Source organism: Salmonella sp. SAL04196 (genome assembly GCF_046550835.1).
Lineage (GTDB): Bacteria > Pseudomonadota > Gammaproteobacteria > Enterobacterales > Enterobacteriaceae > Salmonella > Salmonella enterica.
The window spans coordinates 274,142-299,730 of sequence record NZ_JBGDXE010000005.1; the positions used below are offsets into that span (position 1 = coordinate 274,142).

22 protein-coding genes are annotated in these 25,589 nt (G+C 54.2%); 17 read left to right on the top strand and 5 right to left on the bottom strand.

The genetic code is table 11. From position 1 onward, the window contains the following. Window positions 1-16: 16 nt before the first annotated feature. The 3 genes from yfcC to ackA all read right to left on the bottom strand — a co-directional run bounded on the left by yfcC (window position 17) and on the right by ackA (window position 5,178). Window positions 17-1,537 carry a putative basic amino acid antiporter YfcC gene (yfcC, locus tag ACLJPE_RS18185; protein WP_039514291.1) on the bottom strand — a complete coding sequence of 507 codons (1,521 nt, stop codon included), beginning with the start codon at window positions 1,535-1,537 and terminating at the stop codon, window positions 17-19. Between the two features lie 217 nt (window positions 1,538-1,754). Continuing rightward, the gene (gene pta / locus ACLJPE_RS18190) at window positions 1,755-3,899 is read right to left on the bottom strand and encodes a phosphate acetyltransferase (RefSeq protein ID WP_000086690.1); all 2,145 of its coding nucleotides are present in this window, start codon (window positions 3,897-3,899) and stop codon (window positions 1,755-1,757) included. A 76-nt stretch (window positions 3,900-3,975) separates the two neighbouring features. Beyond that, complete coding sequence (gene ackA / locus ACLJPE_RS18195; RefSeq protein ID WP_000095689.1) at window positions 3,976-5,178, bottom strand: acetate kinase; 1,203 nt, start codon at window positions 5,176-5,178, stop codon at window positions 3,976-3,978. Between the two features lie 339 nt (window positions 5,179-5,517). On the opposite strand from ackA, the gene yfbV reads away from it, so the two are divergent. The 4 genes from yfbV to ACLJPE_RS18215 all read left to right on the top strand — a co-directional run bounded on the left by yfbV (window position 5,518) and on the right by ACLJPE_RS18215 (window position 9,123). Then, on the top strand, window positions 5,518-5,973 hold the full coding sequence (yfbV, locus tag ACLJPE_RS18200; protein ID WP_023232857.1) for a terminus macrodomain insulation protein YfbV: 456 nt from the start codon (window positions 5,518-5,520) through the stop codon (window positions 5,971-5,973). An 82-nt stretch (window positions 5,974-6,055) separates the two neighbouring features. Further along, the gene (locus ACLJPE_RS18205) at window positions 6,056-6,550 is read left to right on the top strand and encodes a YfbU family protein (protein ID WP_000426135.1); all 495 of its coding nucleotides are present in this window, start codon (window positions 6,056-6,058) and stop codon (window positions 6,548-6,550) included. Continuing rightward, a complete protein-coding gene (locus ACLJPE_RS18210) occupies window positions 6,543-7,220 on the top strand; it encodes a sugar phosphatase (RefSeq protein WP_001555201.1) in 678 nt (225 codons plus the stop codon). The genes ACLJPE_RS18205 and ACLJPE_RS18210 overlap by 8 nt, the downstream gene beginning before the upstream one ends. 76 nt (window positions 7,221-7,296) lie before the next feature. Continuing rightward, window positions 7,297-9,123: an SLC13 family permease gene (locus tag ACLJPE_RS18215; protein ID WP_023232858.1), complete on the top strand. Its 1,827-nt coding sequence runs from the start codon at window positions 7,297-7,299 to the stop codon at window positions 9,121-9,123. A gap of 105 nt (window positions 9,124-9,228) precedes the next feature. Here the strand turns inward: ACLJPE_RS18215 and yfbR are convergent, their stop codons facing one another. Together yfbR and alaA are read right to left on the bottom strand one after the other, a co-directional pair. Continuing rightward, window positions 9,229-9,828, bottom strand: coding sequence for a 5'-deoxynucleotidase (yfbR, locus tag ACLJPE_RS18220; protein ID WP_000813882.1), 600 nt, complete (start codon window positions 9,826-9,828; stop codon window positions 9,229-9,231). Window positions 9,829-9,921: 93 nt separating this feature from the next. Further along, window positions 9,922-11,136 (bottom strand): alanine transaminase AlaA, encoded by a 1,215-nt coding sequence (alaA, locus tag ACLJPE_RS18225; protein ID WP_000074540.1) that lies wholly within the window; start codon window positions 11,134-11,136, stop codon window positions 9,922-9,924. A gap of 931 nt (window positions 11,137-12,067) precedes the next feature. Here alaA and lrhA point away from each other — a divergent pair. The 13 genes from lrhA (at window position 12,068) to nuoL (ending at window position 25,470) form a co-directional block, all read left to right on the top strand. After that, window positions 12,068-13,006, top strand: a complete 939-nt coding sequence (gene lrhA / locus ACLJPE_RS18230) for a transcriptional regulator LrhA (protein WP_023232859.1) — start codon at window positions 12,068-12,070, stop codon at window positions 13,004-13,006. A 79-nt stretch (window positions 13,007-13,085) separates the two neighbouring features. After that, window positions 13,086-13,238, top strand: a complete 153-nt coding sequence (locus ACLJPE_RS18235) for a hypothetical protein (RefSeq protein WP_001121022.1) — start codon at window positions 13,086-13,088, stop codon at window positions 13,236-13,238. Between the two features lie 394 nt (window positions 13,239-13,632). Continuing rightward, window positions 13,633-14,076, top strand: coding sequence for an NADH-quinone oxidoreductase subunit NuoA (gene nuoA, locus ACLJPE_RS18240; protein WP_000062993.1), 444 nt, complete (start codon window positions 13,633-13,635; stop codon window positions 14,074-14,076). Window positions 14,077-14,091: 15 nt separating this feature from the next. After that, the gene (nuoB, locus tag ACLJPE_RS18245) at window positions 14,092-14,754 is read left to right on the top strand and encodes an NADH-quinone oxidoreductase subunit NuoB (RefSeq protein WP_000386728.1); all 663 of its coding nucleotides are present in this window, start codon (window positions 14,092-14,094) and stop codon (window positions 14,752-14,754) included. A gap of 86 nt (window positions 14,755-14,840) precedes the next feature. Then, complete coding sequence (gene nuoC, locus ACLJPE_RS18250) at window positions 14,841-16,643, top strand: NADH-quinone oxidoreductase subunit C/D (protein ID WP_000247855.1); 1,803 nt, start codon at window positions 14,841-14,843, stop codon at window positions 16,641-16,643. 2 nt (window positions 16,644-16,645) lie between these two features. After that, window positions 16,646-17,146 (top strand): NADH-quinone oxidoreductase subunit NuoE, encoded by a 501-nt coding sequence (nuoE, locus tag ACLJPE_RS18255; protein WP_000545038.1) that lies wholly within the window; start codon window positions 16,646-16,648, stop codon window positions 17,144-17,146. Continuing rightward, window positions 17,143-18,480: an NADH-quinone oxidoreductase subunit NuoF gene (gene nuoF, locus ACLJPE_RS18260; RefSeq protein ID WP_000800048.1), complete on the top strand. Its 1,338-nt coding sequence runs from the start codon at window positions 17,143-17,145 to the stop codon at window positions 18,478-18,480. Before nuoE ends, nuoF begins: the two co-directional genes overlap by 4 nt. A gap of 30 nt (window positions 18,481-18,510) precedes the next feature. Continuing rightward, a complete protein-coding gene (gene nuoG, locus ACLJPE_RS18265) occupies window positions 18,511-21,237 on the top strand; it encodes an NADH-quinone oxidoreductase subunit NuoG (protein WP_001528469.1) in 2,727 nt (908 codons plus the stop codon). Beyond that, window positions 21,234-22,211, top strand: coding sequence for an NADH-quinone oxidoreductase subunit NuoH (gene nuoH, locus ACLJPE_RS18270; RefSeq protein ID WP_000118515.1), 978 nt, complete (start codon window positions 21,234-21,236; stop codon window positions 22,209-22,211). The genes nuoG and nuoH overlap by 4 nt, the downstream gene beginning before the upstream one ends. A 14-nt stretch (window positions 22,212-22,225) precedes the next feature. Then, window positions 22,226-22,768 (top strand): NADH-quinone oxidoreductase subunit NuoI, encoded by a 543-nt coding sequence (gene nuoI / locus ACLJPE_RS18275; RefSeq protein WP_000172747.1) that lies wholly within the window; start codon window positions 22,226-22,228, stop codon window positions 22,766-22,768. A gap of 10 nt (window positions 22,769-22,778) precedes the next feature. Then, a complete protein-coding gene (gene nuoJ, locus ACLJPE_RS18280) occupies window positions 22,779-23,333 on the top strand; it encodes an NADH-quinone oxidoreductase subunit J (protein ID WP_000393522.1) in 555 nt (184 codons plus the stop codon). Further along, a complete protein-coding gene (gene nuoK, locus ACLJPE_RS18285) occupies window positions 23,330-23,632 on the top strand; it encodes an NADH-quinone oxidoreductase subunit NuoK (RefSeq protein ID WP_000612687.1) in 303 nt (100 codons plus the stop codon). The genes nuoJ and nuoK overlap by 4 nt, the downstream gene beginning before the upstream one ends. After that, window positions 23,629-25,470 carry an NADH-quinone oxidoreductase subunit L gene (gene nuoL / locus ACLJPE_RS18290; protein WP_001056582.1) on the top strand — a complete coding sequence of 614 codons (1,842 nt, stop codon included), beginning with the start codon at window positions 23,629-23,631 and terminating at the stop codon, window positions 25,468-25,470. The genes nuoK and nuoL overlap by 4 nt, the downstream gene beginning before the upstream one ends. Window positions 25,471-25,589: the final 119 nt, after the last annotated feature.

Sequence of the window (25,589 nt, forward strand, 5' to 3'; positions counted from 1 at the left end):
CATCCGGCATTTTGGATCAATTATATCCCATCATCTGCGCGCCAATGACGACCACGCTGGACATAATAAACAGTAGTCCCAGCAGCGACGCTCCCACTTTCAGCCAGTTGCGAAAATCGACCCGGCACACGCCCAGCGTGGCCATCAGCGAAGCTGATGTCGGATAGATAATATGGCTGAAGCCATCGCCAAACTGGAAGGCCAGAACAGTCACCTGACGGTTAACACCGACCAGATCGCCGAGCGGCGCCAGTAATGGCATGGTTAATGCCGCCTGACCCGAACCGGACGTGACAAAGAAATTAAATACCGCCTGGAAGAGCAGCATAAACCAGGCGGCGATAGCATTATTAAGCCCGCTGATGCCATGCGCGATACTGTTAAGCAGCGTATTGAGCACGCTGGGTTCCCCGGCTTCGCCGTTGCCGACCAGCAGCAGAATGCCTTTGGCAAAACCCACCAGCAAGGCGGGCGCGATCATCATCCTCGCCCCTTCGGTGAATGAGGACGCCATCACGTTGACCGTCATACCGTTGAGGCGGAAGATAACGCCGATGAGGCCGATCACCACGCCCATGGTGAAAAACTGGCTGGCGATCTCCGGAATAAACCAGGCGTGGACAATCACACCCCAGACGACCCAAATCATTACGCCGGTCAGGACCAGCAGTACCAGCCAGTCACCGAAGGTGAAAGGGCGCTGGACGACTTCATCCTGCTGTTCGCGGAAATAGCGATCGGATTCGTGGACGCGGGAAAGCAGCGGATTCTTTTTCACGCGTGAGGCGTAGACCAGCGTAAAAACCAGCCCAATCAGCGTGGCGACAATCCAGACCACAATACGCAGCCCGGAGCCGGAAAGTACCGGCACGCCGGCAATCCCCTGGGCGACGACTACGCAGAAAGGGTTCATCCACGAACTGGCAAAGCCAATTTGGGTGGCGATATAGGTCACCAGGACGGTGGTAATGCTGTCATAGCCCAGCCTGACCATCAGCGGGGCTATGATAATTGCAAAGGCGACCGCCTCTTCGCCCATGCCAAATACGGCGCCCCCTAACGAAAAGAGGACAAATAGCACCGGAATAAACAGGACTTCGTTGCCCCGCGTGTGGCGAATAAGCGCCAAAATGCCGTTATCCACGGTGCCGGTACGCATCACGATGCCGAATGCGCCGCCAATCACCAACATAAACATAATAATGCCGACGGCAGTGCCGAATTTCGATCCGGATGTTAACCCTTCAAACGGAAAATTCATCAGCCCTGGTCTTTCATCGCCGGTAGTGAAAAATTGTACGCGATGATACTGCGCTTCCCCGGCCTCATTGGTCACAATGCGAAAAGAGTGCGGGTCGACGACTTTGCGGGTTTTTGTCTGGCCATCGACCTGATACTGCACTTCCTGGCTATCAAACATCCCAACGGGGACGACCCAGGTGGCGATACTGGTTAAAATGGCGACAAAAAAGATGATGACCAGCGTATCGGGCATTGCCCATTTTCTGGCTGTTTTTGATTCTGTAACGACAGACATGACAGACTATCCCTGTTGCAAAGCAAAGAGGCTAAGTATGAGAAGAAGGGAATAGTTATTCATTGATGCAGCGCAGTTAAGCAAAAAATTCCGCTTTGCAGGGTAAATAGCAGAATGCCGGATGGCGATGCTAACGCGTCTTATCCGGCCTACAACGGTATTTCCCCTGTAGGCCGGACAAGGCGTTCACGCCGCCATCCGGCATTGGCTTTTACTGTTACTGCTGCTGTTGAGAAGCCTGGATCGCCGTCAGGGCGATGGTGTAGACGATATCGTCAACCAGCGCGCCACGGGACAGGTCGTTCACCGGCTTGCGCATACCCTGCAGCATCGGCCCGATGGAGATCAGGTCGGCAGAACGCTGTACCGCTTTGTAGGTGGTGTTACCTGTGTTCAGATCCGGGAAAATGAACACGGTAGCGCGACCCGCAACCGGCGAGTTCGGCGCTTTAGATTTCGCTACGTCAGCCATGACCGCGGCGTCGTACTGCAACGGACCGTCGATCATCAGGTCAGGACGTTTTTCCTGCGCCAGACGCGTCGCTTCACGTACTTTCTCTACGTCGCTGCCTGCGCCAGAGGTGCCGGTGGAGTAGGAGAGCATTGCCACACGCGGTTCGATGCCGAAGGCAATGGCGGAATCCGCAGACTGAATCGCGATTTCTGCCAGCTGCTCTGCAGTCGGGTCTGGGTTGATTGCGCAGTCGCCGTAAACGTAAACCTGTTCCGGCAGTAGCATAAAGAACACAGAAGAGACCAGGGAGCTACCCGGCGCCGTTTTAATAAGCTGCAGCGGCGGACGGATGGTGTTGGCGGTGGTATGAACCGCGCCGGAAACCAGGCCGTCGACTTCGTCTTGCTCCAGCATCAGCGTGCCGAGCACCACGTTGTCTTCCAGCTGTTCGCGGGCAACCGGTTCGGTCATGCCTTTGCTCTTACGCAGCTCAACCAGGCGAGCGACATAGCTTTCACGCACCACTTCCGGATCGACGATTTCAATACCTGCGCCCAGCTCAACGCCCTGAGATGCCGCGACACGGTTGATTTCATCCGGGTTGCCCAGCAGTACGCAAGTGGCGATGCCGCGTTCAGCGCAGATTGCCGCCGCTTTGACGGTACGCGGTTCGTCGCCTTCCGGCAGCACTACGCGTTTACCGGCTTTACGCGCCAGCTCAGTCAGTTGGTAGCGGAACGCCGGCGGAGAGAGACGACGGCTACGCTCGGAAGTGGCGGTCAGCGACTCGATCCAGTCAGCGTTAACGTAGTTCGCGACGTATTCCTGAACTTTCTCAATGCGCTCATGGTCATCAACCGGGACTTCCAGATTGAAGCTTTGCAGGCTCAGTGAAGTCTGCCAGGTGTTGGTGTTCACCATAAAGACCGGCAGACCGGTGGCGAATGCGCGTTCGCACAGTTTAGAAATGCGCGCGTCCATTTCATAGCCGCCGGTCAGCAGCAGGGCGCCGATTTCTACGCCGTTCATCGCGGCCAGGCAAGCTGCGACCAGTACGTCCGGACGGTCAGCGGAGGTCACTAACAACGATCCTGCGCGGAAATGTTCCAGCATATGCGGAATACTACGCGCGCAGAACGTGACGGATTTAACGCGGCGGGTTTTGATATCGCCTTCGTTAATGATGGTGGCGTTCAGGTGACGCGCCATATCGATAGCGCGGGTCGCAATCAGGTCGAAACTCCACGGCACCGCGCCCAGAACCGGCAGCGGGCTGGATTCCTGCAGTTTAGCAGGATCGATTTTGATCACCTGCGCTTTGGAAGAGTCGTCAAAGATCTCCGACAGATCCGGGCGAGTACGGCCTTGTTCATCAACCGGCGCATTCAGTTTGTTGATGATAACGCCGGTGATGTTGGTGTTTTTCGCGCCGCCGAAGCTGCTGCGCGTCAATTCGATACGCTCGTTCAGCTGTTCTGGCGTGTCGGTCCCCTGAGACATGACAAAAACGATTTCCGCATTCAGCGTTTTCGCGATTTCATAGTTCAGAGACTGAGCGAACTGATGTTTACGGGTCGGAACCAGACCTTCAACCAGCACCACTTCCGCGTCTTTGGTATTCGCATGGTAGTTCGCGATGATCTCTTCCATCAGCACGTCTTTCTGGTTGCTGGAGAGCAGAGATTCAACGTGGCTCATCTTCAGCGGTTCAGCCGCCGGCAGGGTAGAGTTCGCGCGAACGATAGTGGTGGTCTGGTCAGGCGCATCGCCGCCAGCGCGAGGCTGGGCGATAGGCTTAAAGACGCTCAGACGAACGCCTTTGCGTTCCATAGCACGGATGACGCCGAGGCTGACGCTGGTCAGGCCGACGCTGGTTCCGGTAGGGATCAGCATAATAATACGGGACACGGTTTATCCTCTTTCGTTACCGTCTTTTGGAGACGGGTTACAAAACAGCACCGCCAGCGAGGCTGGCGGTGTCAAATCAGGCAGTCAGACGGCTCGCGTCCTGCGCGATAACCAGTTCTTCGTTGGTTGGGATCACCACCGCCGGACGGGTACCTTCTTTGTTGATGAAACCAGATTTGCCGAAGCGGGCCGCCAGGTTACGTTCGTGGTCGACTTCAAAGCCCAGCACGCCCAGTTTACCCAGAGACAGTTCGCGAACCATCGCGGCGTTTTCACCGATACCGCCGGTGAACACGACTGCATCCAGACGACCGTCCATCAGAGCGGTGTAAGAACCGATGTACTTCGCCAGGCGGTGGCAGTAAACGTCCATCGCACGTTTTGCGTCTTCTTTGGTGGCGTAGTTGTCTTCAACATAACGGCAGTCGCTGGTCACTTCAGTCAGACCCAGCAGACCGGACTCTTTGGTCAGCATTTTGTTGATCTGATCTACGCTCATGCCCAGAGTGTCGTGCAGGTGGAAGATAATCGCAGGGTCGATATCGCCGGAACGGGTACCCATGACCAGGCCTTCCAGCGGGGTCAGACCCATAGAGGTATCCACGCATTTACCGTTACGGATAGCGGAAACAGAACCGCCGTTGCCCAGGTGGCAGGTGATAATGTTCAGTTCTTCTACCGGCTTGTTCAGCATTTTTGCCGCTTCCTGAGTTACATAGAAGTGGCTGGTGCCGTGTGCGCCATAGCGACGAACGCCGTGTTCTTTATACAGGCTGTACGGCAGGGCATACAGGTAAGATTCTTCCGGCATGGTCTGATGGAAGGCGGTGTCGAATACTGCAACGTTTTTATCTTTCAGCTGCGGGAAAGATTTCAGCGCTTCGGCGATACCAATCAGGTGAGCCGGGTTATGCAGCGGTGCGAAAGAGGCGGAATCTTTGATGCCCTGAATGACGGACTCATCAATGACTACGGAACTGGTATACTTCTCGCCGCCGTGTACGATACGGTGACCAATTGCAGTTAACTGCGCAGACAGTTCTGGTTTTTGTGCCAGAATAGTGTTAACGATAAAGTTCAGCGCTTCACTGTGAGCGGCGCCTGCACCTAAAGCCGCTTCTTGTTTACTGCCGTCCATTTTCCATTTGATGCGTGCTTCTGGCAGATGGAAACATTCGGCTAAACCAGAAAGGTATTCATCACCATTAACTGCATCAATAATTGCAAATTTCAGTGAAGAACTACCGCAGTTCAGAACCAGTACTAACTTACTCGACATGGAAGTACCTATTTATGATACGTGGCTAAAAAAACGTCAGTGAGCCATAGAGCGTAGCGCATGATAGCCCTGACATTTATGATTAACATCATGCGCAGGAGTTTTTTTGGGCATGATGGAAGAAATACCTTTGAGTCTATGCCATTTTGCGTATTTTTCAGCCAATGGCATACTATGTGTAATATTGACGACTCAATGATTTTAAACTACCGGCCTTTGACAGGCCGACACAGGATACCTGATAGTGGGTATCGAAGACAAAATGTTTTGAACGTTGTCCCTCGCAGTTGTTGTTTTGCACAAATTTTTTAAATTTTATATGTGAAGTTGAGGTAGGCCATGTCGACACCGGATAATCGCTCCGTAAATTTTTTTAGCTTATTTCGCCGGGGGCAACACTACGCGAAGACGTGGCCGATGGAAAAACGGCTGGCGCCCGTTTTCGTCGAAAACCGCGTCATTCGTATGACGCGCTATGCCATACGATTTATGCCGCCTGTCGCCGTCTTTACGTTATGCTGGCAGATAGCGCTGGGCGGTCAGTTAGGTCCGGCCGTGGCGACCGCCCTGTTCGCCCTGAGCTTACCTATGCAGGGATTATGGTGGTTAGGGAAACGTTCCGTGACGCCGTTGCCGCCTTTAATCCTTAACTGGTTTTACGAAGTTCGCGGTAAATTGCAGGAGGCTGGACAAGCGCTGGCGCCGGTAGAAGGAAAGCCGGATTACCAGGCATTAGCTGACACGCTTAAGCGCGCCTTCAAACAACTGGATAAAACTTTCCTGGATGATTTGTAATTGACCCCGGATTACGCATATAAAAGAAGGCATACCAATGCCTTCTTTTTTTCATCGCTATAGCGTGATACAGGAGTTCAAAATGGAAATGACCAACGCGCAACGTCTGATTTTGTCTAACCAGTACAAAATGATGACGATGCTCGATCCCACCAACGCCGAGCGTTACCGTCGCTTACAAACAATTATTGAACGCGGCTACGGCCTGCAGATGCGCGAGCTGGATCGCGAGTTTGGCGAGCTGACGGAAGAGACCTGTCGTACCATCATCGATATTATGGAGATGTACCATGCGCTGCACGTCTCCTGGACCAACCTCAAAGATACGCAAGCCATCGACGAACGTCGCGTCACCTTCCTGGGGTTTGACGCCGCGACGGAAGCGCGTTACCTCGGCTATGTCCGTTTTATGGTGAATATAGAAGGACGCTACACTCACTTTGACGCCGGGACGCACGGCTTTAATGCCCAGACGCCGATGTGGGAAAAATACCAGCGGATGTTGAATGTCTGGCATGCCTGCCCGCGTCAGTACCACCTGAGCGCGAATGAAATCAATCAAATCATTAATGCCTGAGGAGGCTCGCGTGCAGTGTAAAGGTTTTCTGTTTGATCTGGATGGAACGTTGGTTGACTCATTACCTGCCGTCGAACGCGCGTGGTGTAGCTGGGCCGATCGTTTTAACCTTGCTCATGATGAGGTGCTGGGCTTTATTCATGGTAAACAGGCGATCACCTCGTTGCGGCATTTTATGGCGGGTAAATCGGAGGCGGAAATTGCCGCTGAGTTTACGCGCCTGGAGCAAATAGAAGCCACTGAAACCGCAGGGATCACCGCGTTGCCGGGGGCAGTCGATTTACTCAATCACCTGAATAAAGCGGGCATTCCGTGGGCTATCGTCACCTCCGGTTCAATGCCGGTCGCGCGTGCGCGCCATCAGGTCGCGGGCCTTCCAGCGCCAGAGGTGTTTGTCACCGCCGAACGAGTCAAACGCGGCAAACCGGAGCCGGATGCGTATTTGCTGGGCGCACAACTGCTTGGCCTGGCCCCTCAGGAGTGCGTCGTAGTAGAAGATGCCCCGGCTGGCGTGCTGTCCGGACTGGCTGCGGGCTGCCACGTCATTGCGGTCAATGCGCCGGCCGACACGCCGCGTCTGGCGGATGTTGATTTTGCGTTGGATAGCCTGACGCAATTATCGGTCGCTAAACAACCAAACGGCGATGTGGTGGTGTTAAGAAAGACCTGATCATGATATCGCCCCGCTTTGGCGGGGCATATTTATGGCAGAATCTCGTTATCTTCTCATCTGACAAGGATATGTTGTGAACGGTGAATTGATTTGGGTTCTCTCTTTACTGGCGATTGCCGTCGTGTTGTTTGCGACGGGCAAAGTACGTATGGATGCGGTGGCTTTATTCGTCATTGTTGCTTTTGTCCTTAGCGGTACCTTGACCCTTCCGGAAGCCTTCTCCGGCTTTAGCGATCCGAATGTCATTCTTATCGCCGCCTTATTTATTATTGGCGACGGCCTCGTGCGCACCGGCGTTGCGACGGTGGTCGGTACCTGGCTGGTTAAAATGGCGGGCAGCAGTGAAATCAAAATGCTGGTTTTACTGATGATCACTGTCGCCGGACTTGGCGCTTTCATGAGTTCAACCGGCGTGGTGGCGATTTTTATCCCCGTTGTTCTTAGCGTTTCTATGCATATGCAGACCTCGCCTTCGCGCCTGATGATGCCGCTGAGTTTTGCCGGGCTTATCAGCGGAATGATGACGCTGGTGGCGACGCCGCCGAACCTGGTGGTTAATAGTGAACTGCTGCGTGAAGGCCTGCACGGGTTCAACTTTTTTAGCGTGACGCCGCTGGGGGTAGTGGTGTTGGCGCTCGGCATTGTTTATATGCTGGTGATGCGCTTCATGCTAAAAGGCGATGCGCCCGGACAACAGGCCGGTAAGCGGCGCACTTTCCGCGATCTTATCCGCGAGTACCGTCTGACGGGGCGCGCTCGTCGTCTGGCGATTCGCCCCGGTTCGCCAATGGTAGGACAGCGGCTGGACGACCTTAAACTGCGCGAACGTTACGGCGCCAATGTTATCGGCGTTGAACGCTGGCGGCGCTTTCGGCGGGTTATCGTCAATGTGAACGGCGTATCGGAGTTTCGCGCTCGCGACGTTCTGTTGATTGATATGTCGGCGGCGGAGGTTGACCTCAGAGAGTTCTGCGCCGAGCAACTGCTGGAACCGATGGTATTGCGTGGAGAATATTTTTCCGATCAGGCGTTGGATGTCGGGATGGCGGAAATTTCACTTATTCCGGAGTCGGAACTGATTGGCAAGTCGGTGCGTGAAATCGCCTTCCGTACACGTTACGGGCTGAATGTGGTCGGCCTGAAACGCGACGGCGTCGCTCTGGAAGGGTCGCTGGCCGATGAGCCGTTATTGATGGGCGATATCATTCTGGTCGTGGGGAACTGGAAGTTAATCAGCCTGCTGGGGCAAAAAGGCCGCGACTTTGTGGTGCTGAATATGCCGGTCGAGGTCAGCGAAGCCTCGCCGGCGCACAGCCAGGCGCCGCACGCCATTTTCTGCCTGGTACTGATGGTGGCGCTGATGTTGACCGATGAAATTCCCAACCCGATCGCGGCGATTATCGCCTGCTTGCTGATGGGAAAATTTCGCTGTATTGATGCTGAAAGCGCGTATAAAGCGATCCACTGGCCGAGTATTATCTTGATTGTGGGTATGATGCCGTTTGCGCTGGCGTTGCAAAAAACCGGCGGCGTCTCTCTGGTCGTGCAAGGGTTAATGAATATCGGCGGTGGCTATGGGCCGTATATGATGCTGGGATGCCTGTTTGTGCTGTGCGCCGTCATAGGACTGTTCATTTCTAACACGGCAACGGCGGTGCTGATGGCGCCGATTGCGCTGGCGGCGGCGAAATCGATGGGGGTGTCGCCCTATCCGTTTGCGATGGCGGTGGCGATGGCGGCATCCGCCGCCTTTATGACGCCGGTTTCATCGCCGGTCAATACTCTGGTTCTGGGGCCGGGAAACTATAGCTTTAGCGATTTTGTGAAGCTTGGTGTGCCGTTCACGCTTATTGTGATGGCGGTTTGTATTGTGATGATTCCGATGTTGTTTCCGTTTTAACCCCAGACAGGAAAAGGCCTGATGGCGTTGCGCTTATCAGGCCTACGGATATCACGCTACGTCCAGGCCGGATAAGACGTTGACGTCGTCATCCGGCACAACCGTTTAAAGCGGTGAATCCTGGCTTATCTCGTCAAGAGAGAGATGGAAACTTGGTACGAACACCGCCATAAAATAGTCCATCTCCTGGCTGCGACGTAATTCCAGCGTTTTTTCCAGCCGCGTTTTTGCCAGTCCAAACTCATTGTTTCCCGCTGAGAGCTCCTCCAGGCATTTCAGGTAGGCGCAAAGCGCATCGGCCTGTTTTACGATTGCCTGTTCTTCTTCGCTCCAGGCATTCTCATCAATAAGCGGTGCGAAAATATCGCGCAATTCATCCGGCGCCATATCAACCAGCTTTTGCTGGGCGATTTTTTCGATCGCTTTATATTCCTGGGCTATCTGGGAATTAAAATATTTTACCGGCGTCGGCAGATCGCCGGTCAGTACTTCCGAGGCATCATGATACATCGCCAGAAGCGCGATGCGTTCAGCATTGAGCTGACCGCCAAATTTACGGTTTTTTATCGCCGCCAACGCATGGGCGACCATCGCCACCTGCAGACTATGTTCGGAGACGTTTTCCGTACGCACGTTACGCATCAGCGGCCAGCGGTTAATCAACTTCATGCGGGAGAGATGGGCGAAAAAATGGCTCTGCTTCATAGATTACCTTTTGTTTTCACTGCGGCAGACTTCATTGTGCGGGGAGGGAGATGAAGATGCAATTCAGGCTACCGAAGTAGCCTGAATTTAAGATTATTGATGGTAACCTGAGAGGAAACGCCCAAAACGGTTGATGGCCATCTCCAGGTCATCTTCACGCGGTAGCGTCACAATGCGGAAGTGATCCGGCCACGGCCAGTTAAAGGCGGTACCTTGCACCAGCAGCACCTTTTCCTGTAGCAGGAAGTCCAGCACCATCTTCTGGTCATCGTGAATATTAAAACGTTTAGCGTCGATCCTGGGGAACATGTACAACGCGCCGCGCGGTTTTACGCAGGAAACGCCGGGGATATCGTTAATCAACTCCCAGGCGCGGTTACGCTGTTCATACAGTCGGCCGCCCGGCAGAATAAATTCGCTAATGCTTTGATAGCCGCCGAGCGCGGTCTGAATAGCATGTTGCGCCGGGACGTTGGCGCACAGGCGCATTGAGGCTAACATCTCCAGTCCTTCAATATAGCCCTTCGCATGTTTTTTCGGCCCGTTCAGCACCATCCAGCCCTGGCGGAAGCCGGCGACGCGATAGGTTTTAGACAACCCATTAAAGGTGATGGTCAGCAGATCAGGCGCCAGTGCGGCGATAGAGTGATGCTCGGCATCGTCATAGAGAATCTTGTCATAAATTTCATCGGCGAAGATGATGAGATTATGCTCGCGCGCAATGTTGACAATTTCCATCAACAATTCTTTAGAATAGACGGCGCCAGTAGGGTTGTTTGGATTAATAATGACAATACCACGCGTACGTGGGGTGATTTTGGCGCGGATATCGTCAAGGTCCGGGAACCAGTCGGAAGATTCATCGCAAAGATAATGTACCGCCTTGCCGCTGGAGAGCGATACCGCCGCTGTCCATAACGGATAATCGGGCGCGGGAACCAGCATTTCATCGCCACTGTTAAGCAACGCCTGCATCGCCTGAACGATCAGCTCGGAAACGCCGTTACCGATATAGATATCTTCCACGGTTACATCGCGCATTCCACGGGCCTGATAATGCTGCATAATTGCTTTACGGGCGGAATAAAGCCCTTTCGAGTCGCAATATCCTTGCGCCGTCGGCAAATTACGAATGACATCGACCAGAATTTCGTCCGGCGCTTCGAATCCGAAGGGGGCGGGGTTGCCGATATTCAGTTTAAGAACTTTATTACCTTCTTCCTCAAGGCGTTTCGCTTCTTTCAGAACGGGGCCACGAATGTCATAACAGACATTTTCGAGTTTGCTGGATTTTTCAATGGGGGACATGAATCTTGACCTTTTAGCTGTTATTGCCACTCCCTGCCGTGGAAGTCAGCACGAAACAATGTACTCCCACGACGGTGAGTTTTGAAGAGTGAACAGAAGAAGATTTTGTTTATTTTTAACGCGCTTTCGTACTGTTTAAAACTTCATAAAATCATTTGGTTAGATGTATTTTCTATTTTTGTCTGTATGTGTAGTGTTTTATTCTATGTGGTTGCTCGTACTGTGGTTTTTTATGTTGTTAGAAATTATCTGTTTTATGAGAGATAAGCATTCATCATTAGTGTCGCGCTGGCTATTTCGGAAATACTGAGTATTAAAGGTAAAATGAGAAGGTTAGACCTTTCCGGCGGCGGGGGGTGTGAAACTATTGTTAAGTATAATTAATGAATGGTAGAAATCTTAATTAATTATTATTTAATATTTAAAAAGCATTTACTAAAGTCGTAATAATATCTTTCTGGTCCGATTAGTATAACATATCCCAGGTTAAGATTATTCGTAATAATACTTATAAATATAGCGGTTTTAGGTTAAGATAATGATCCGAAACGGGGGCGTAGTCTGCGTTGTCTGCTAATTATCATGACGCGATTTTATACATAACCTATTGTTCAATATATTGTTTTTGTATCTGTGCGTCTCGGTAAACTATTTGACGCTGTTACAAGATTTACACGTCCATCATTAGCAGAAATCTGTAGACGCCTAAAGGTATGACACATTCTCTTTGATATATCCCGATCAGTTGCATTTGGTATTATATCAGTAAGTAAGAGAAGTGTTTTGGTCGTATTTTCAATTACATTCTAACATTTACCTGGGTAACCAGGCGGTACTGCGAAGGATGCACATTACAAATGGAATTGCTTGTTTCTGAATGCACAGCATTAACCAGGTCAGCCCGATATGACCCGCCAGTAAGTGAAAAATTATGATAAATGCAAATCGTCCGATAATTAACCTCGATCTCGATCTGCTGAGAACGTTCGTGGCCGTTGCCGATCTGAACACCTTCGCCGCGGCGGCGGCGGCGGTATGTCGTACTCAGTCTGCGGTCAGTCAGCAAATGCAGCGTCTTGAGCAACTCGTGGGAAAGGAATTGTTCGCCCGCCATGGTCGTAACAAACTTTTGACCGAACACGGTATCCAGCTTCTGGGGTACGCCAGAAAAATCCTGCGTTTTAATGATGAGGCGTGTTCATCATTAATGTTCAGTAATCTTCAGGGAGTGTTAACAATCGGCGCTTCTGATGAATCAGCTGATACTATCCTGCCTTTTTTGCTTAGCCGAATCAGCTCGGTTTATCCGAAACTCGCGCTTGATGTACGGGTAAAACGCAATGCCTATATGGTGGACATGGTTAAATCGCAGGAAGTAGATTTGGTGGTGACGACTAACCAACCTCATTCGCTGGACTGTCTGAATTTGCGGACCTCGCCCACCCATTGGTATTGTGCGGCTGAGTATGTTTTGCAAAGGGGAGAGCCCGTACCATTAGTCCTGCTGGACGATCCCAGCCCATTCCGCGATATGGTGCTGGAGATGCTAAATGCAGCGGGTATTCCCTGGCGGCTGGCCTATGTGGCGTCTACATTACCGGCGGTACGCGCGGCCGTTAAAGCCGGTCTTGGCGTAACGGCTCGACCTGTCGAAATGATGAGTCCCGACCTTCGCGTGCTGGGCGCCGCAGACGGATTACCGCCTTTGCCGGATACGGAATATCTGTTGTGCCGCGATCCCAATAGCCAGAACGAGCTGGCGATGGTGATTTTCCATGCGATGGAAAGCTATCAAAACCCATGGCATTACAACCAGTTTTCTGCAGAGGGCGGAGATGATCCGCTGATGGTGGAAGGGGGTTTTGAGTAGCTCGCAGGCAAAAGGCGCTAAGTCGTAAATGTAAAAAAGAGCCGCTGGCGATGAAAAAACGCTCAGTGGCTCTTTTTTTGTGCCCATCTGTACGCGCTTAACCGCACAAATTGTAAAAGTTGCGGTAAATCAGCCAGTAGCGATTCGCAGTTCAATGTGGGTAAAAAATAACCAGAACATCCATTTTATGAATTTGCATGTTAAAAAACTAGAGAAATTGTTGCTGTTTTAGGGGGTGAATTAACAAAAGCGTGTCACAGATCAAGAAAATACTCCCATTTAGGGGGAGGCATCTTCACAAATTCCTGTCAAAATAGGTGTGTGTTATTTCTTTTGCTTCACAACGGACACGATTCAACAACATAAAATCCCCCCTGGTCGAAGAGTCATTTTCTCCAGGATGGCACTTAATGTTAATGATGATGAATTGATGTAAATTAATGTGAAGGAACTTTTGTTAAAGTTGACAAAAGGTTATAGAAAGGAGTAAAAAACCACATCAATTAGCTGTTTTTATCATTTTCTACAGTAATTGTAGGGTTTTTTTTATTCCTCCCCATGAATCGATGTGGCGCCCATCTGCCGTAAAGAGCAGAGAAACTGGCGCTACTTTTGATGAGTAAGCAATGAGTATGTCAACATCCACTGAAGTCATCGCTCATCACTGGGCATTCGCTATCTTTCTTATCGTTGCCATTGGCCTGTGCTGCCTGATGCTGGTAGGCGGTTGGTTTTTGGGCGGTCGCGCACGCGCGAGGCACAAGAACGTTCCGTTTGAATCAGGTATCGACTCGGTCGGCACCGCCCGCTTACGCTTGTCTGCCAAGTTTTACCTGGTAGCCATGTTCTTCGTTATCTTCGACGTTGAAGCGCTGTATCTGTTCGCATGGTCGACTTCTATCCGCGAAAGCGGCTGGGTTGGCTTTGTGGAAGCTGCAATTTTTATTTTTGTGTTACTGGCTGGTCTGGTTTATCTGGCGCGTATTGGCGCGTTGGACTGGACGCCCGCGCGTTCACGCCGCGAGCGTATGAACCCGGAAACGAACAGTATCGCTAATCGTCAACGCTAACCGCGAGGCATTAAGATGGATTATACGCTCACCCGCATAGATCCTAACGGTGAGAATGACCGTTACCCCCTGCAAAAACAGGAGATCGTAACTGACCCCCTGGAGCAGGAAGTTAACAAAAACGTGTTCATGGGCAAACTGCATGACATGGTTAACTGGGGCCGTAAAAACTCAATTTGGCCCTACAACTTCGGCCTTTCTTGCTGCTATGTAGAGATGGTGACCTCTTTTACCGCAGTGCATGACGTCGCCCGTTTCGGCGCGGAAGTGCTGCGTGCGTCGCCACGTCAGGCTGACCTGATGGTGGTGGCCGGTACCTGCTTTACCAAAATGGCCCCGGTTATTCAGCGTCTGTATGACCAAATGCTGGAGCCAAAATGGGTCATTTCTATGGGCGCCTGCGCCAACTCCGGCGGCATGTACGATATTTATTCGGTAGTGCAGGGCGTTGATAAGTTTATCCCGGTGGATGTGTATATCCCTGGCTGTCCGCCGCGTCCGGAAGCGTATATGCAGGCGTTGATGCTGCTGCAAGAATCTATTGGCAAAGAGCGCCGTCCGCTCTCATGGGTGGTGGGCGATCAGGGCGTGTATCGCGCCAATATGCAGCCAGAACGCGAACGTAAACGCGGCGAGCGTATTGCCGTCACGAACCTGCGTACCCCGGACGAGATTTAATTTGCGCCTGTCGGCAGCAGCACTTCACTTCGCTAACCACTATTTTAATAGCGCGAAGCACTGCCGACCACCACGGACCATTTGCAATGGTGAACAATATGACCGACTTAACCGCGCAAGACGCTGCATGGAGTACCCGCGATCATCTTGATGATCCGGTTATCGGCGAACTGCGCAACCGTTTTGGGCCGGATGCCTTTACCGTTCAGGCGACCCGCACCGGTATCCCCGTTGTTTGGGTCAAGCGTGAACAACTACTGGAGGTTGGCGATTTCTTAAAGAAACTGCCGAAACCTTACGTCATGCTGTTTGACTTACACGGCATGGATGAACGCCTGCGTACGCACCGTGACGGGTTACCCGCCGCGGATTTTTCCGTTTTCTACCACCTGATTTCCATTGAGCGTAATCGCGATATCATGCTCAAGGTGGCGTTGTCTGAAAACGACCTGCGCGTGCCGACCTTCACTAAACTTTTCCCTAACGCCAACTGGTACGAGCGTGAGACCTGGGAGATGTTTGGCATTGATATCGAAGGCCACCCGCACCTGACGCGCATCATGATGCCGCAAACCTGGGAAGGCCATCCGCTGCGTAAAGATTATCCGGCGCGCGCGACCGAATTCGACCCGTTTGAGCTGACCAAAGCTAAGCAGGATCTGGAGATGGAAGCGCTGACCTTTAAGCCGGAAGACTGGGGGATGAAGCGCGGGACTGACAACGAGGACTTTATGTTCCTCAACCTCGGCCCGAACCACCCGTCCGCGCACGGTGCGTTTCGTATTATCCTGCAACTTGACGGTGAAGAAATCGTCGACTGCGTGCCGGATATCGGTTATCACCACCGCGGCGCCGAAAAAATGGGCGAGCGCCAGTCCTGGCATAGCTACATTCCCTATACCGACCGTATCGAATATCTCGGTGGTTGCGTCAATGAAATGCCGTACGTGCTGGCGGTAGAAAAGTTGGCAGGGATCACCGTCCCGGATCGTGTGAACGTCATCCGCGTGATGCTCTCCGAACTGTTCCGCATTAACAGTCATCTGCTGTACATCTCGACCTTTATTCAGGACGTCGGCGCGATGACGCCGGTCTTCTTTGCCTTTACCGACCGGCAGAAAATTTATGACCTGGTGGAAGCCATTACCGGTTTCCGTATGCACCCGGCCTGGTTCCGTATCGGCGGCGTCGCGCACGACTTGCCGCGCGGTTGGGATCGCCTGCTGCGAGAGTTCCTTGAGTGGATGCCGAAGCGTCTGGATTCTTACGAGAAAGCCGCGCTGCGTAACACCATTTTGAAAGGGCGTTCGCAGGGCGTTGCCGCTTACGGCGCGAAAGAGGCGCTGGAGTGGGGCACCACCGGCGCAGGGCTGCGCGCGACCGGGATCGACTTCGACGTGCGTAAATGGCGTCCATACTCTGGCTACGAAAACTTTGACTTTGAAGTGCCGGTGGGCGGCGGCGTTTCCGACTGCTATACCCGCGTGATGCTGAAAGTGGAAGAGCTGCGCCAGAGTCTGCGCATTCTTCAGCAGTGCCTCGATAACATGCCGGAAGGCCCGTTCAAAGCGGATCACCCGCTGACCACGCCGCCGCCGAAAGAGCGCACGCTGCAACATATCGAAACCCTGATCACCCACTTCCTGCAGGTCTCCTGGGGCCCGGTGATGCCGGCGCAGGAGTCCTTCCAGATGGTGGAAGCGACGAAGGGGATTAACAGTTACTACCTGACCAGCGACGGCAGCACTATGAGCTACCGTACCCGCGTGCGCACGCCGAGCTTTGCGCACCTGCAGCAGATTCCCTCGGCGATCCGCGGTAGCCTGGTTTCCGACCTGATTGTCTATCTGGGTAGTATCGATTTTGTTATGTCAGATGTGGACCGCTAATTATGCACGAGAATCAACAACCACAAACCGAGGCTTTTGAGCTGAGTGCGGCAGAGCGTGAAGCGATAGAGCACGAGAAGCACCACTACGAAGACCCGCGTGCGGCGTCCATTGAAGCGCTGAAAATCGTTCAGAAGCAGCGTGGCTGGGTGCCGGACGGCGCGATCTACGCTATTGCCGATGTGCTGGGTATTCCGGCGAGCGACGTCGAAGGCGTCGCCACATTCTACAGCCAGATCTTCCGTCAGCCGGTCGGTCGCCACGTGATTCGCTACTGCGACAGCGTGGTGTGCCATATCACCGGCTATCAGGGGATTCAGGCCGCGCTGGAAAAAAATCTCAACATCAAACCGGGGCAGACGACCTTTGATGGTCGCTTTACGCTGCTGCCGACCTGCTGCCTGGGGAATTGCGATAAAGGGCCGAACATGATGATTGATGAGGATACTCACAGCCATCTGACCCCGGAAGCCATTCCTGAACTACTGGAGCGGTATAAATGAAAAACGTTATCCGTACTCCCGAAACCCACCCGCTGACCTGGCGTCTGCGCGATGACAAACAGCCGGTCTGGCTGGATGAATATCGTAGCAAAAACGGCTACGAAGGCGCGCGTAAGGCGCTGACCGGCCTGTCTCCGGATGAAATCGTCAGCCAGGTAAAAGACGCCGGTCTGAAAGGGCGCGGCGGCGCGGGCTTTTCCACCGGTCTGAAGTGGAGCCTGATGCCGAAAGATGAATCCATGAACATCCGTTACCTGCTGTGTAACGCCGATGAAATGGAGCCGGGCACCTATAAAGACCGTCTGCTGATGGAACAGCTGCCGCACCTGCTGGTGGAAGGTATGCTGATCTCCGCGTTCGCGCTGAAAGCGTATCGTGGTTACATCTTCCTGCGCGGCGAATATATCGAAGCGGCTGTACATCTGCGCCGTGCGATTGCTGAAGCAACCGAGGCCGGGCTGCTTGGCAAAAATATCATGGGCACCGGGTTCGACTTTGAACTGTTTGTCCACACCGGGGCAGGGCGTTACATCTGTGGTGAAGAAACGGCGCTGATTAACTCCCTCGAAGGCCGCCGCGCGAACCCACGCTCCAAGCCGCCCTTCCCTGCGACCTCCGGCGTATGGGGCAAACCGACCTGTGTGAATAACGTCGAAACGTTGTGCAACGTCCCGGCAATCCTCGCCAACGGCGTGGAGTGGTACCAGAACATTTCGAAAAGCAAAGATGCGGGTACCAAGCTGATGGGCTTCTCAGGCCGCGTGAAGAATCCGGGCCTGTGGGAATTACCGTTCGGCACCACCGCGCGCGAGATCCTCGAAGACTACGCGGGCGGTATGCGCGATGGCCTGAAATTCAAAGCCTGGCAGCCGGGCGGGGCGGGAACCGACTTCCTGACCGAGGCGCATCTTGACCTGCCGATGGAGTTCGAAAGCATCGGTAAAGCAGGCAGCCGTCTGGGCACCGCGCTGGCGATGGCGGTAGACCACGAAATCGGCATGGTATCGCTGGTGCGTAACCTGGAAGAGTTCTTTGCCCGCGAATCCTGCGGCTGGTGTACGCCATGCCGCGACGGGTTGCCGTGGAGCGTGAAAATTCTACGCGCGCTGGAGCGTGGCGAAGGCCAGCCGGGGGATATCGAGACACTTGAGCAACTGTGTCGTTTCCTCGGACCGGGTAAAACCTTCTGCGCGCATGCGCCGGGCGCGGTTGAGCCACTGCAAAGCGCAATTAAGTATTTCCGCGAAGAATTCGAAGCTGGCATCAAGCAGCCGTTCAGTAATACCCATTTAATCAATGGTATTCAGCCGAACCTGCTCAAAGAGCGCTGGTGAGTTAACGATTTTTAATTTGGAAGCATGCTAATGGCTACGATTCATGTAGACGGCAAAGAATACGAGGTCAACGGCGCGGACAACCTGCTACAGGCATGTCTGTCCCTCGGCCTTGATATTCCGTATTTTTGCTGGCACCCGGCGCTGGGAAGCGTCGGTGCTTGCCGCCAGTGTGCGGTGAAGCAATACCAAAACGCGGAAGATACGCGTGGTCGCCTGGTGATGTCCTGTATGACGCCAGCCACCGACGGTACCTTTATCTCTATTGACGACGAAGAAGCGAAACAGTTCCGTGAAAGCGTGGTGGAGTGGCTGATGACTAACCACCCGCACGACTGTCCGGTTTGTGAAGAGGGCGGTAACTGCCATCTTCAGGATATGACCGTGATGACGGGTCACAGTTTCCGTCGCTACCGTTTCACCAAACGTACCCACCGCAACCAGGATCTGGGGCCGTTCATCTCTCACGAAATGAACCGCTGCATCGCCTGCTACCGTTGTGTGCGTTACTACAAAGATTATGCCGACGGCACCGATCTGGGCGTCTATGGCGCGCATGACAACGTCTACTTCGGGCGTCCGGAAGACGGTACGCTGGAAAGCGAATTCTCCGGTAACCTGGTCGAGATTTGCCCGACCGGCGTCTTCACCGATAAAACGCATTCCGAGCGTTACAACCGTAAATGGGACATGCAGTTTGCGCCGAGCATCTGCCAGCAGTGTTCCATCGGCTGTAACATCAGCCCGGGCGAGCGCTATGGCGAACTGCGCCGTATCGAAAACCGTTACAACGGTACCGTTAACCACTACTTCCTCTGCGACCGCGGTCGTTTCGGCTATGGCTATGTGAACCTGAAAGACCGTCCGCGTCAGCCGGTTCAGCGCCGTGGTGATGACTTTATTACTCTCAACGCCGAGCAGGCGATGCAGGGCGCGGCGGATATTCTGCGCCAGTCGAAGAAAGTGATCGGTATCGGTTCGCCACGCGCCAGCATTGAGAGCAACTTTGCGCTGCGTGAGCTGGTTGGTGCGGAAAACTTCTACACCGGTATCGCGCGCGGCGAGCAGGAACGTCTGCAACTGGCGCTGAAAGTGTTGCGTGAAGGCGGAATTTACACCCCGGCGCTGCGGGAAATCGAATCTTATGACGCGGTACTGGTATTGGGCGAAGACGTTACCCAGACCGGCGCGCGCGTTGCGCTGGCGGTACGCCAGGCGGTGAAAGGTAAAGCGCGTGAAATGGCGGCGGCGCAGAAAGTAGCCGACTGGCAGATTGCGGCCATCCTTAACATCGGCCAGCGTGCCAAACATCCGCTGTTCGTGACCAACGTGGACGGCACCCGTCTGGATGATATCGCCGCCTGGACCTATCGCGCGCCGGTGGAAGATCAGGCGCGCCTGGGCTTTGCGATTGCTCATGCGCTGGACAATACAGCGCCTGCGGTTGACGGTATCGACAGCGACTTACAAAACAAAATTGATGTCATTGTGCAGGCGTTGGCCGGCGCGAAAAAACCGCTGATTATCTCCGGCACTAACGCCGGTAGCAGTGAGGTGATTCAGGCGGCCGCCAACGTGGCGAAAGCGCTGAAAGGCCGTGGCGCCGACGTCGGTATTACTATGATTGCCCGCTCCGTGAACAGCATGGGGCTGGGTATGATGGGCGGCGGTTCGCTTGATGATGCGTTGGGCGAGCTGGAAACCGGCAGTGCGGACGCGGTGGTGGTGCTGGAAAACGATCTCCACCGTCATGCAAGCGCTACGCGCGTGAACGCTGCGCTCGCCAAAGCGCCGCTGGTGATGGTGGTTGACCATCAGCGCACGGCGATTATGGAAAACGCGCATCTGGTGCTTTCCGCGGCAAGCTTCGCCGAAAGCGATGGTACGGTCATCAACAACGAAGGGCGCGCGCAGCGCTTCTTCCAGGTTTATGATCCGGCCTACTACGATAACAAGACGATTATGCTGGAAAGCTGGCGCTGGCTGCATTCACTGCACAGCACCGTCGAAAACCGCGAAGTGGACTGGACTCAGCTTGACCACGTGATCGACGCGGTCATTGCCGCCATGCCGCAATTTGCCGGTATTAAAGACGCCGCGCCGGATGCGACCTTCCGCATTCGTGGGCAGAAGCTGGCGCGCGAACCGCATCGTTACAGCGGTCGTACCGCAATGCGCGCCAATATCAGCGTGCACGAACCACGTCAGCCGCAGGATAAAGACACCATGTTCGCCTTCTCAATGGAAGGGAATAACCAACCGACTGCCCCGCGATCTGAAATTCCGTTCGCCTGGGCGCCGGGCTGGAACTCCCCGCAGGCGTGGAACAAATTCCAGGATGAAGTGGGCGGCAAACTGCGTCACGGCGATCCGGGCGTGCGTTTGATTGAAGCGACTGAGGGCGGTCTGGATTATTTCACTACCGTGCCGGCAAGCTTCCAGGCGCAGGACGGTCAGTGGCGTATTGCGCCGTATTACCACCTGTTTGGCAGCGACGAATTGTCTCAGCGTTCTCCGGTCTTCCAGAGCCGTATGCCGCAGCCGTATATCAAACTTAACCCGGCGGATGCCGCGAAGTTGGGTGTCAATGCCGGGACGCGCGTCTCCTTTAGCTACGATGGCAATACGGTGACGCTGCCGGTTGAAATCTCTGAAGGGTTAGCGGCAGGGCAGGTAGGGCTGCCGATGGGTATGCCTGGCATCGCGCCGGTTCTGGCTGGCGCGCGTCTTGAGGATCTGCGGGAGGCGCAACAATGAGTTGGATTACACCGGATCTGATTGAGATCCTGCTGAGCATTCTCAAAGCGGTGGTGATTCTGCTGGTGGTCGTCACCTGCGGGGCCTTCATGAGCTTTGGCGAACGTCGTCTGTTGGGTCTGTTCCAGAACCGTTATGGACCAAACCGCGTTGGCTGGGGCGGCTCGCTCCAGCTGGTCGCGGACATGATCAAGATGTTCTTTAAAGAAGACTGGATCCCGAAATTCTCGGATCGCGTCATCTTTACCCTGGCGCCGATGATCGCGTTTACTTCGCTGCTGCTCTCCTTCGCCATTGTGCCGGTTAGCCCTAATTGGGTGGTGGCCGATTTAAACATCGGGATTCTGTTCTTCCTGATGATGGCCGGTCTGGCGGTTTACGCGGTGCTGTTCGCCGGTTGGTCGAGCAACAACAAATACTCGCTGCTGGGCGCGATGCGTGCGTCTGCCCAGACGGTGAGCTACGAAGTGTTTCTTGGTCTTTCCCTGATGGGCGTGGTGGCGCAGGCCGGTTCATTTAATATGACCGATATCGTCAATAACCAGGCGCATCTGTGGAACGTGATTCCGCAATTCTTTGGGTTTGTTACTTTCGCCATCGCGGGCGTAGCGGTCTGTCACCGTCACCCGTTTGACCAGCCGGAAGCCGAGCAGGAACTGGCGGACGGTTACCACATCGAATATTCCGGTATGAAATTCGGTCTGTTCTTTGTGGGGGAGTACATCGGCATCGTCACCGTTTCCGCGCTGATGGTAACGTTGTTCTTCGGTGGCTGGCATGGCCCGTTCTTACCGCCATTCGTCTGGTTCGCGCTGAAAACCGCGTTCTTCATGATGATGTTCATTTTGATTCGTGCGTCGTTACCGCGTCCGCGTTATGACCAGGTAATGTCCTTCGGCTGGAAAGTTTGCCTGCCGCTGACGCTCATCAACTTGCTGGTAACGGCGGCTGTCATTCTGTGGCAGGCGCAATAAGGGACACAAAGACCATGACCTTAAAAGAATTATTAGTAGGTTTCGGCACTCAGGTACGCAGTATCTGGATGATCGGCCTGCATGCGTTCGCCAAACGCGAAACGCGGATGTATCCGGAAGAGCCGGTCTATTTACCGCCCCGTTACCGTGGCCGTATCGTGCTCACGCGCGACCCGGACGGTGAAGAGCGCTGCGTTGCCTGTAACCTGTGTGCGGTAGCCTGTCCGGTAGGCTGTATCTCTCTGCAAAAAGCGGAGACCAAAGATGGCCGCTGGTATCCGGAATTTTTCCGCATTAACTTCTCACGCTGCATCTTCTGCGGCCTGTGCGAAGAAGCGTGCCCGACCACGGCGATTCAGTTGACCCCGGACTTCGAACTGGGCGAATACAAACGTCAGGATCTGGTGTACGAAAAAGAGGATCTGCTGATTTCCGGTCCGGGCAAATACCCGGAATATAACTTCTACCGGATGGCGGGTATGGCAATCGACGGCAAAGATAAAGGCGAAGCAGAGAACGAAGCCAAGCCTATCGACGTCAAGAGCCTGTTACCGTAAGGAGAGGGCAATGGAATTCGCTTTTTATATCTGTGGCCTGATAGCCATCCTCGCGACCCTGCGAGTGATCACCCATACCAATCCGGTACACGCGCTGTTGTATCTGGTGATATCGCTATTGGCGATTTCCGGGGTGTTCTTTTCGCTGGGCGCTTATTTTGCCGGTGCGCTGGAAATTATCGTCTACGCAGGCGCCATCATGGTGCTGTTTGTGTTCGTGGTGATGATGCTCAACCTCGGCGGCAGCGAAATCGAACAGGAACGCCAGTGGCTGAAACCGCAGGTGTGGATTGGTCCGGCGGTTTTGTCGGCCATTATGCTGGCGGTTATTGTGTACGCCATTCTGGGCGTTAACGACCAGGGCATCGACGGCACGCCGATTAGCGCGAAAGCGGTGGGCATTACGCTGTTCGGGCCTTATGTTCTGGCGGTCGAACTGGCGTCTATGCTGCTGCTGGCAGGCCTGGTGGTGGCGTTCCACGTCGGTCGTGAAGAGCGTGCGGGTGAAGTGCTAAGCAACCGCGCCGATGACCGCGCGAAAAGAAAAACGGAGGAGCGCGCATGATCCCCTTAACACACGGACTGATCCTCGCTGCGATTTTATTCGTCCTGGGTTTAACCGGTCTGGTTATCCGCCGCAATCTGCTGTTTATGCTGATCGGGCTGGAAATCATGATTAACGCCTCCGCGCTGGCCTTTGTGGTCGCCGGGAGCTACTGGGGCCAGACCGATGGTCAGGTGATGTACATTCTCGCCATCAGCCTTGCGGCTGCGGAAGCGAGTATTGGACTTGCGCTGTTGCTGCAACTCCATCGCCGTCGCCAGAACCTGAACATCGATTCAGTAAGTGAGATGCGTGGATGAACATGCTTGCCTTAACCATTATTCTGCCATTGATTGGCTTTGTACTGCTGGCGTTCTCTCGCGGACGCTGGTCGGAAAATCTCTCCGCGACCATTGGCGTGGGCTCCGTTGGTCTGGCGGCGTTGGTGACAGCGTTTGTCGGGATGGATTTCTTCGCCAACGGCAAACAGGCGTTCAGCCAGCCGCTGTGGACGTGGATGTCGGTCGGTAACTTCAACATCGGTTTTAACCTGGTGCTGGACGGCCTGTCGCTGACCATGCTCTCTGTGGTCACCGGCGTCGGCTTCCTGATCCACATGTTCGCGTCCTGGTACATGCGTGGAGAAGAGGGTTACTCCCGCTTCTTCGCTTATACCAACCTGTTTATCGCCAGCATGGTTGTTCTGGTGCTGTCCGATAACCTGCTGTTGATGTACCTCGGCTGGGAAGGCGTGGGCCTGTGCTCTTATCTGTTGATCGGCTTCTATTACAGCGATCCGAAGAATGGCGCAGCGGCAATGAAAGCCTTCGTGGTGACCCGTGTCGGTGACGTATTCCTCGCCTTCGCGCTGTTCATCCTCTACAACGAACTGGGCACGCTGAACTTCCGCGAAATGGTCGAGCTGGCGCCAGCGCACTTTGCTGACGGCAACAACATGCTGATGTGGGCGACGCTGATGCTGCTGGGCGGCGCGGTCGGTAAATCTGCGCAGCTTCCGTTGCAGACCTGGCTTGCCGACGCGATGGCCGGCCCGACGCCGGTCTCCGCGCTGATCCACGCCGCTACCATGGTGACCGCCGGTGTCTACCTGATCGCTCGTACCCATGGTTTGTTCCTGATGACCCCGGAAATTCTGCATCTGGTGGGCATTATCGGGGCGATTACGCTGGTCATGGCGGGTTTCGCCGCGCTGGTGCAGACCGACATCAAACGCGTGCTGGCCTATTCCACCATGAGCCAGATTGGCTACATGTTCCTGGCGCTTGGCGTGCAGGCGTGGGATGCGGCGATTTTCCATCTGATGACGCACGCCTTCTTTAAAGCGCTGCTGTTCCTGGCCTCCGGCTCGGTCATTCTGGCCTGCCATCACGAACAGAACATCTTTAAGATGGGCGGTCTGCGTAAGTCGATTCCACTGGTGTATGCCTGCTTCCTGGTGGGGGGCGCGGCGCTGTCGGCGCTGCCGCTGGTCACTGCGGGCTTCTTCAGTAAGGATGAGATCCTGGCTGGCGCGATGGCGAACGGTCATATCAATCTCATGGTGGCGGGTCTGGTCGGCGCGTTCATGACCTCCCTGTACACCTTCCGGATGATTTTCATCGTCTTCCACGGTAAAGAACAAATTCACGCTCATGCAGGGAAGGGGATTACCCACCATCTGCCGCTGATTGTCCTGATGATTCTGTCTACCTTTGTTGGCGCGCTGATTGTGCCGCCGCTGCAGGGAGTGCTGCCGCAGACAACTGAACTGGCGCATGGTCGCGTCATGACGCTGGAAATTACCTCTGGCGTAGTGGCGATTGCCGGCATCCTGATTGCCGCATGGCTGTGGCTGGGTAAACGCACGCTGGTGACGTCGATCGCCAACAGCGCGCCGGGCCGTCTGCTGGGGACCTGGTGGTATAACGCCTGGGGCTTTGACTGGCTGTACGACAAAGTATTCGTCAAGCCATTCCTCGGTATCGCCTGGCTGCTGAAGCGCGACCCGCTTAATGCGTTGATGAACATTCCGGCTATCCTTTCCCGTTTTGCAGGCAAAGGCCTGGTACTGAGCGAGAACGGTTATTTGCGCTGGTATGTGGCATCCATGAGCATCGGCGCGGTCGTGGTGCTGGCGCTGTTGATGGTACTGCGTTGAGTTTGTTGGCTGGATGAACGACTGCCGGATGGCGCAGTGCTTATCCGGCCTACAAACCCAAAAATAATTTTTAGAATTCGTTGAAAATCTGTTCCTGAAGTACAGGCGTCATCGGCGAA

Excerpts from the sequence above, each read along its gene's own strand:
- yfcC (WP_039514291.1), bottom strand. The coding sequence starts at position 1,537 with ATGTCTGTCGTTACAGAATCAAAAACAGCCAGAAAATGGGCAATGCCC.
- ackA (WP_000095689.1), bottom strand. The coding sequence starts at position 5,178 with ATGTCGAGTAAGTTAGTACTGGTTCTGAACTGCGGTAGTTCTTCACTG.
- yfbV (WP_023232857.1), top strand. The coding sequence starts at position 5,518 with ATGTCGACACCGGATAATCGCTCCGTAAATTTTTTTAGCTTATTTCGC.
- ACLJPE_RS18205 (WP_000426135.1), top strand. The coding sequence starts at position 6,056 with ATGGAAATGACCAACGCGCAACGTCTGATTTTGTCTAACCAGTACAAA.
- ACLJPE_RS18210 (WP_001555201.1), top strand. The coding sequence starts at position 6,543 with ATGCCTGAGGAGGCTCGCGTGCAGTGTAAAGGTTTTCTGTTTGATCTG.
- yfbR (WP_000813882.1), bottom strand. The coding sequence starts at position 9,828 with ATGAAGCAGAGCCATTTTTTCGCCCATCTCTCCCGCATGAAGTTGATT.
- alaA (WP_000074540.1), bottom strand. The coding sequence starts at position 11,136 with ATGTCCCCCATTGAAAAATCCAGCAAACTCGAAAATGTCTGTTATGAC.
- lrhA (WP_023232859.1), top strand. The coding sequence starts at position 12,068 with ATGATAAATGCAAATCGTCCGATAATTAACCTCGATCTCGATCTGCTG.
- nuoA (WP_000062993.1), top strand. The coding sequence starts at position 13,633 with ATGAGTATGTCAACATCCACTGAAGTCATCGCTCATCACTGGGCATTC.
- nuoB (WP_000386728.1), top strand. The coding sequence starts at position 14,092 with ATGGATTATACGCTCACCCGCATAGATCCTAACGGTGAGAATGACCGT.
- nuoC (WP_000247855.1), top strand. The coding sequence starts at position 14,841 with ATGGTGAACAATATGACCGACTTAACCGCGCAAGACGCTGCATGGAGT.
- nuoE (WP_000545038.1), top strand. The coding sequence starts at position 16,646 with ATGCACGAGAATCAACAACCACAAACCGAGGCTTTTGAGCTGAGTGCG.
- nuoF (WP_000800048.1), top strand. The coding sequence starts at position 17,143 with ATGAAAAACGTTATCCGTACTCCCGAAACCCACCCGCTGACCTGGCGT.
- nuoG (WP_001528469.1), top strand. The coding sequence starts at position 18,511 with ATGGCTACGATTCATGTAGACGGCAAAGAATACGAGGTCAACGGCGCG.
- nuoH (WP_000118515.1), top strand. The coding sequence starts at position 21,234 with ATGAGTTGGATTACACCGGATCTGATTGAGATCCTGCTGAGCATTCTC.
- nuoI (WP_000172747.1), top strand. The coding sequence starts at position 22,226 with ATGACCTTAAAAGAATTATTAGTAGGTTTCGGCACTCAGGTACGCAGT.
- nuoJ (WP_000393522.1), top strand. The coding sequence starts at position 22,779 with ATGGAATTCGCTTTTTATATCTGTGGCCTGATAGCCATCCTCGCGACC.
- nuoK (WP_000612687.1), top strand. The coding sequence starts at position 23,330 with ATGATCCCCTTAACACACGGACTGATCCTCGCTGCGATTTTATTCGTC.
- nuoL (WP_001056582.1), top strand. The coding sequence starts at position 23,629 with ATGAACATGCTTGCCTTAACCATTATTCTGCCATTGATTGGCTTTGTA.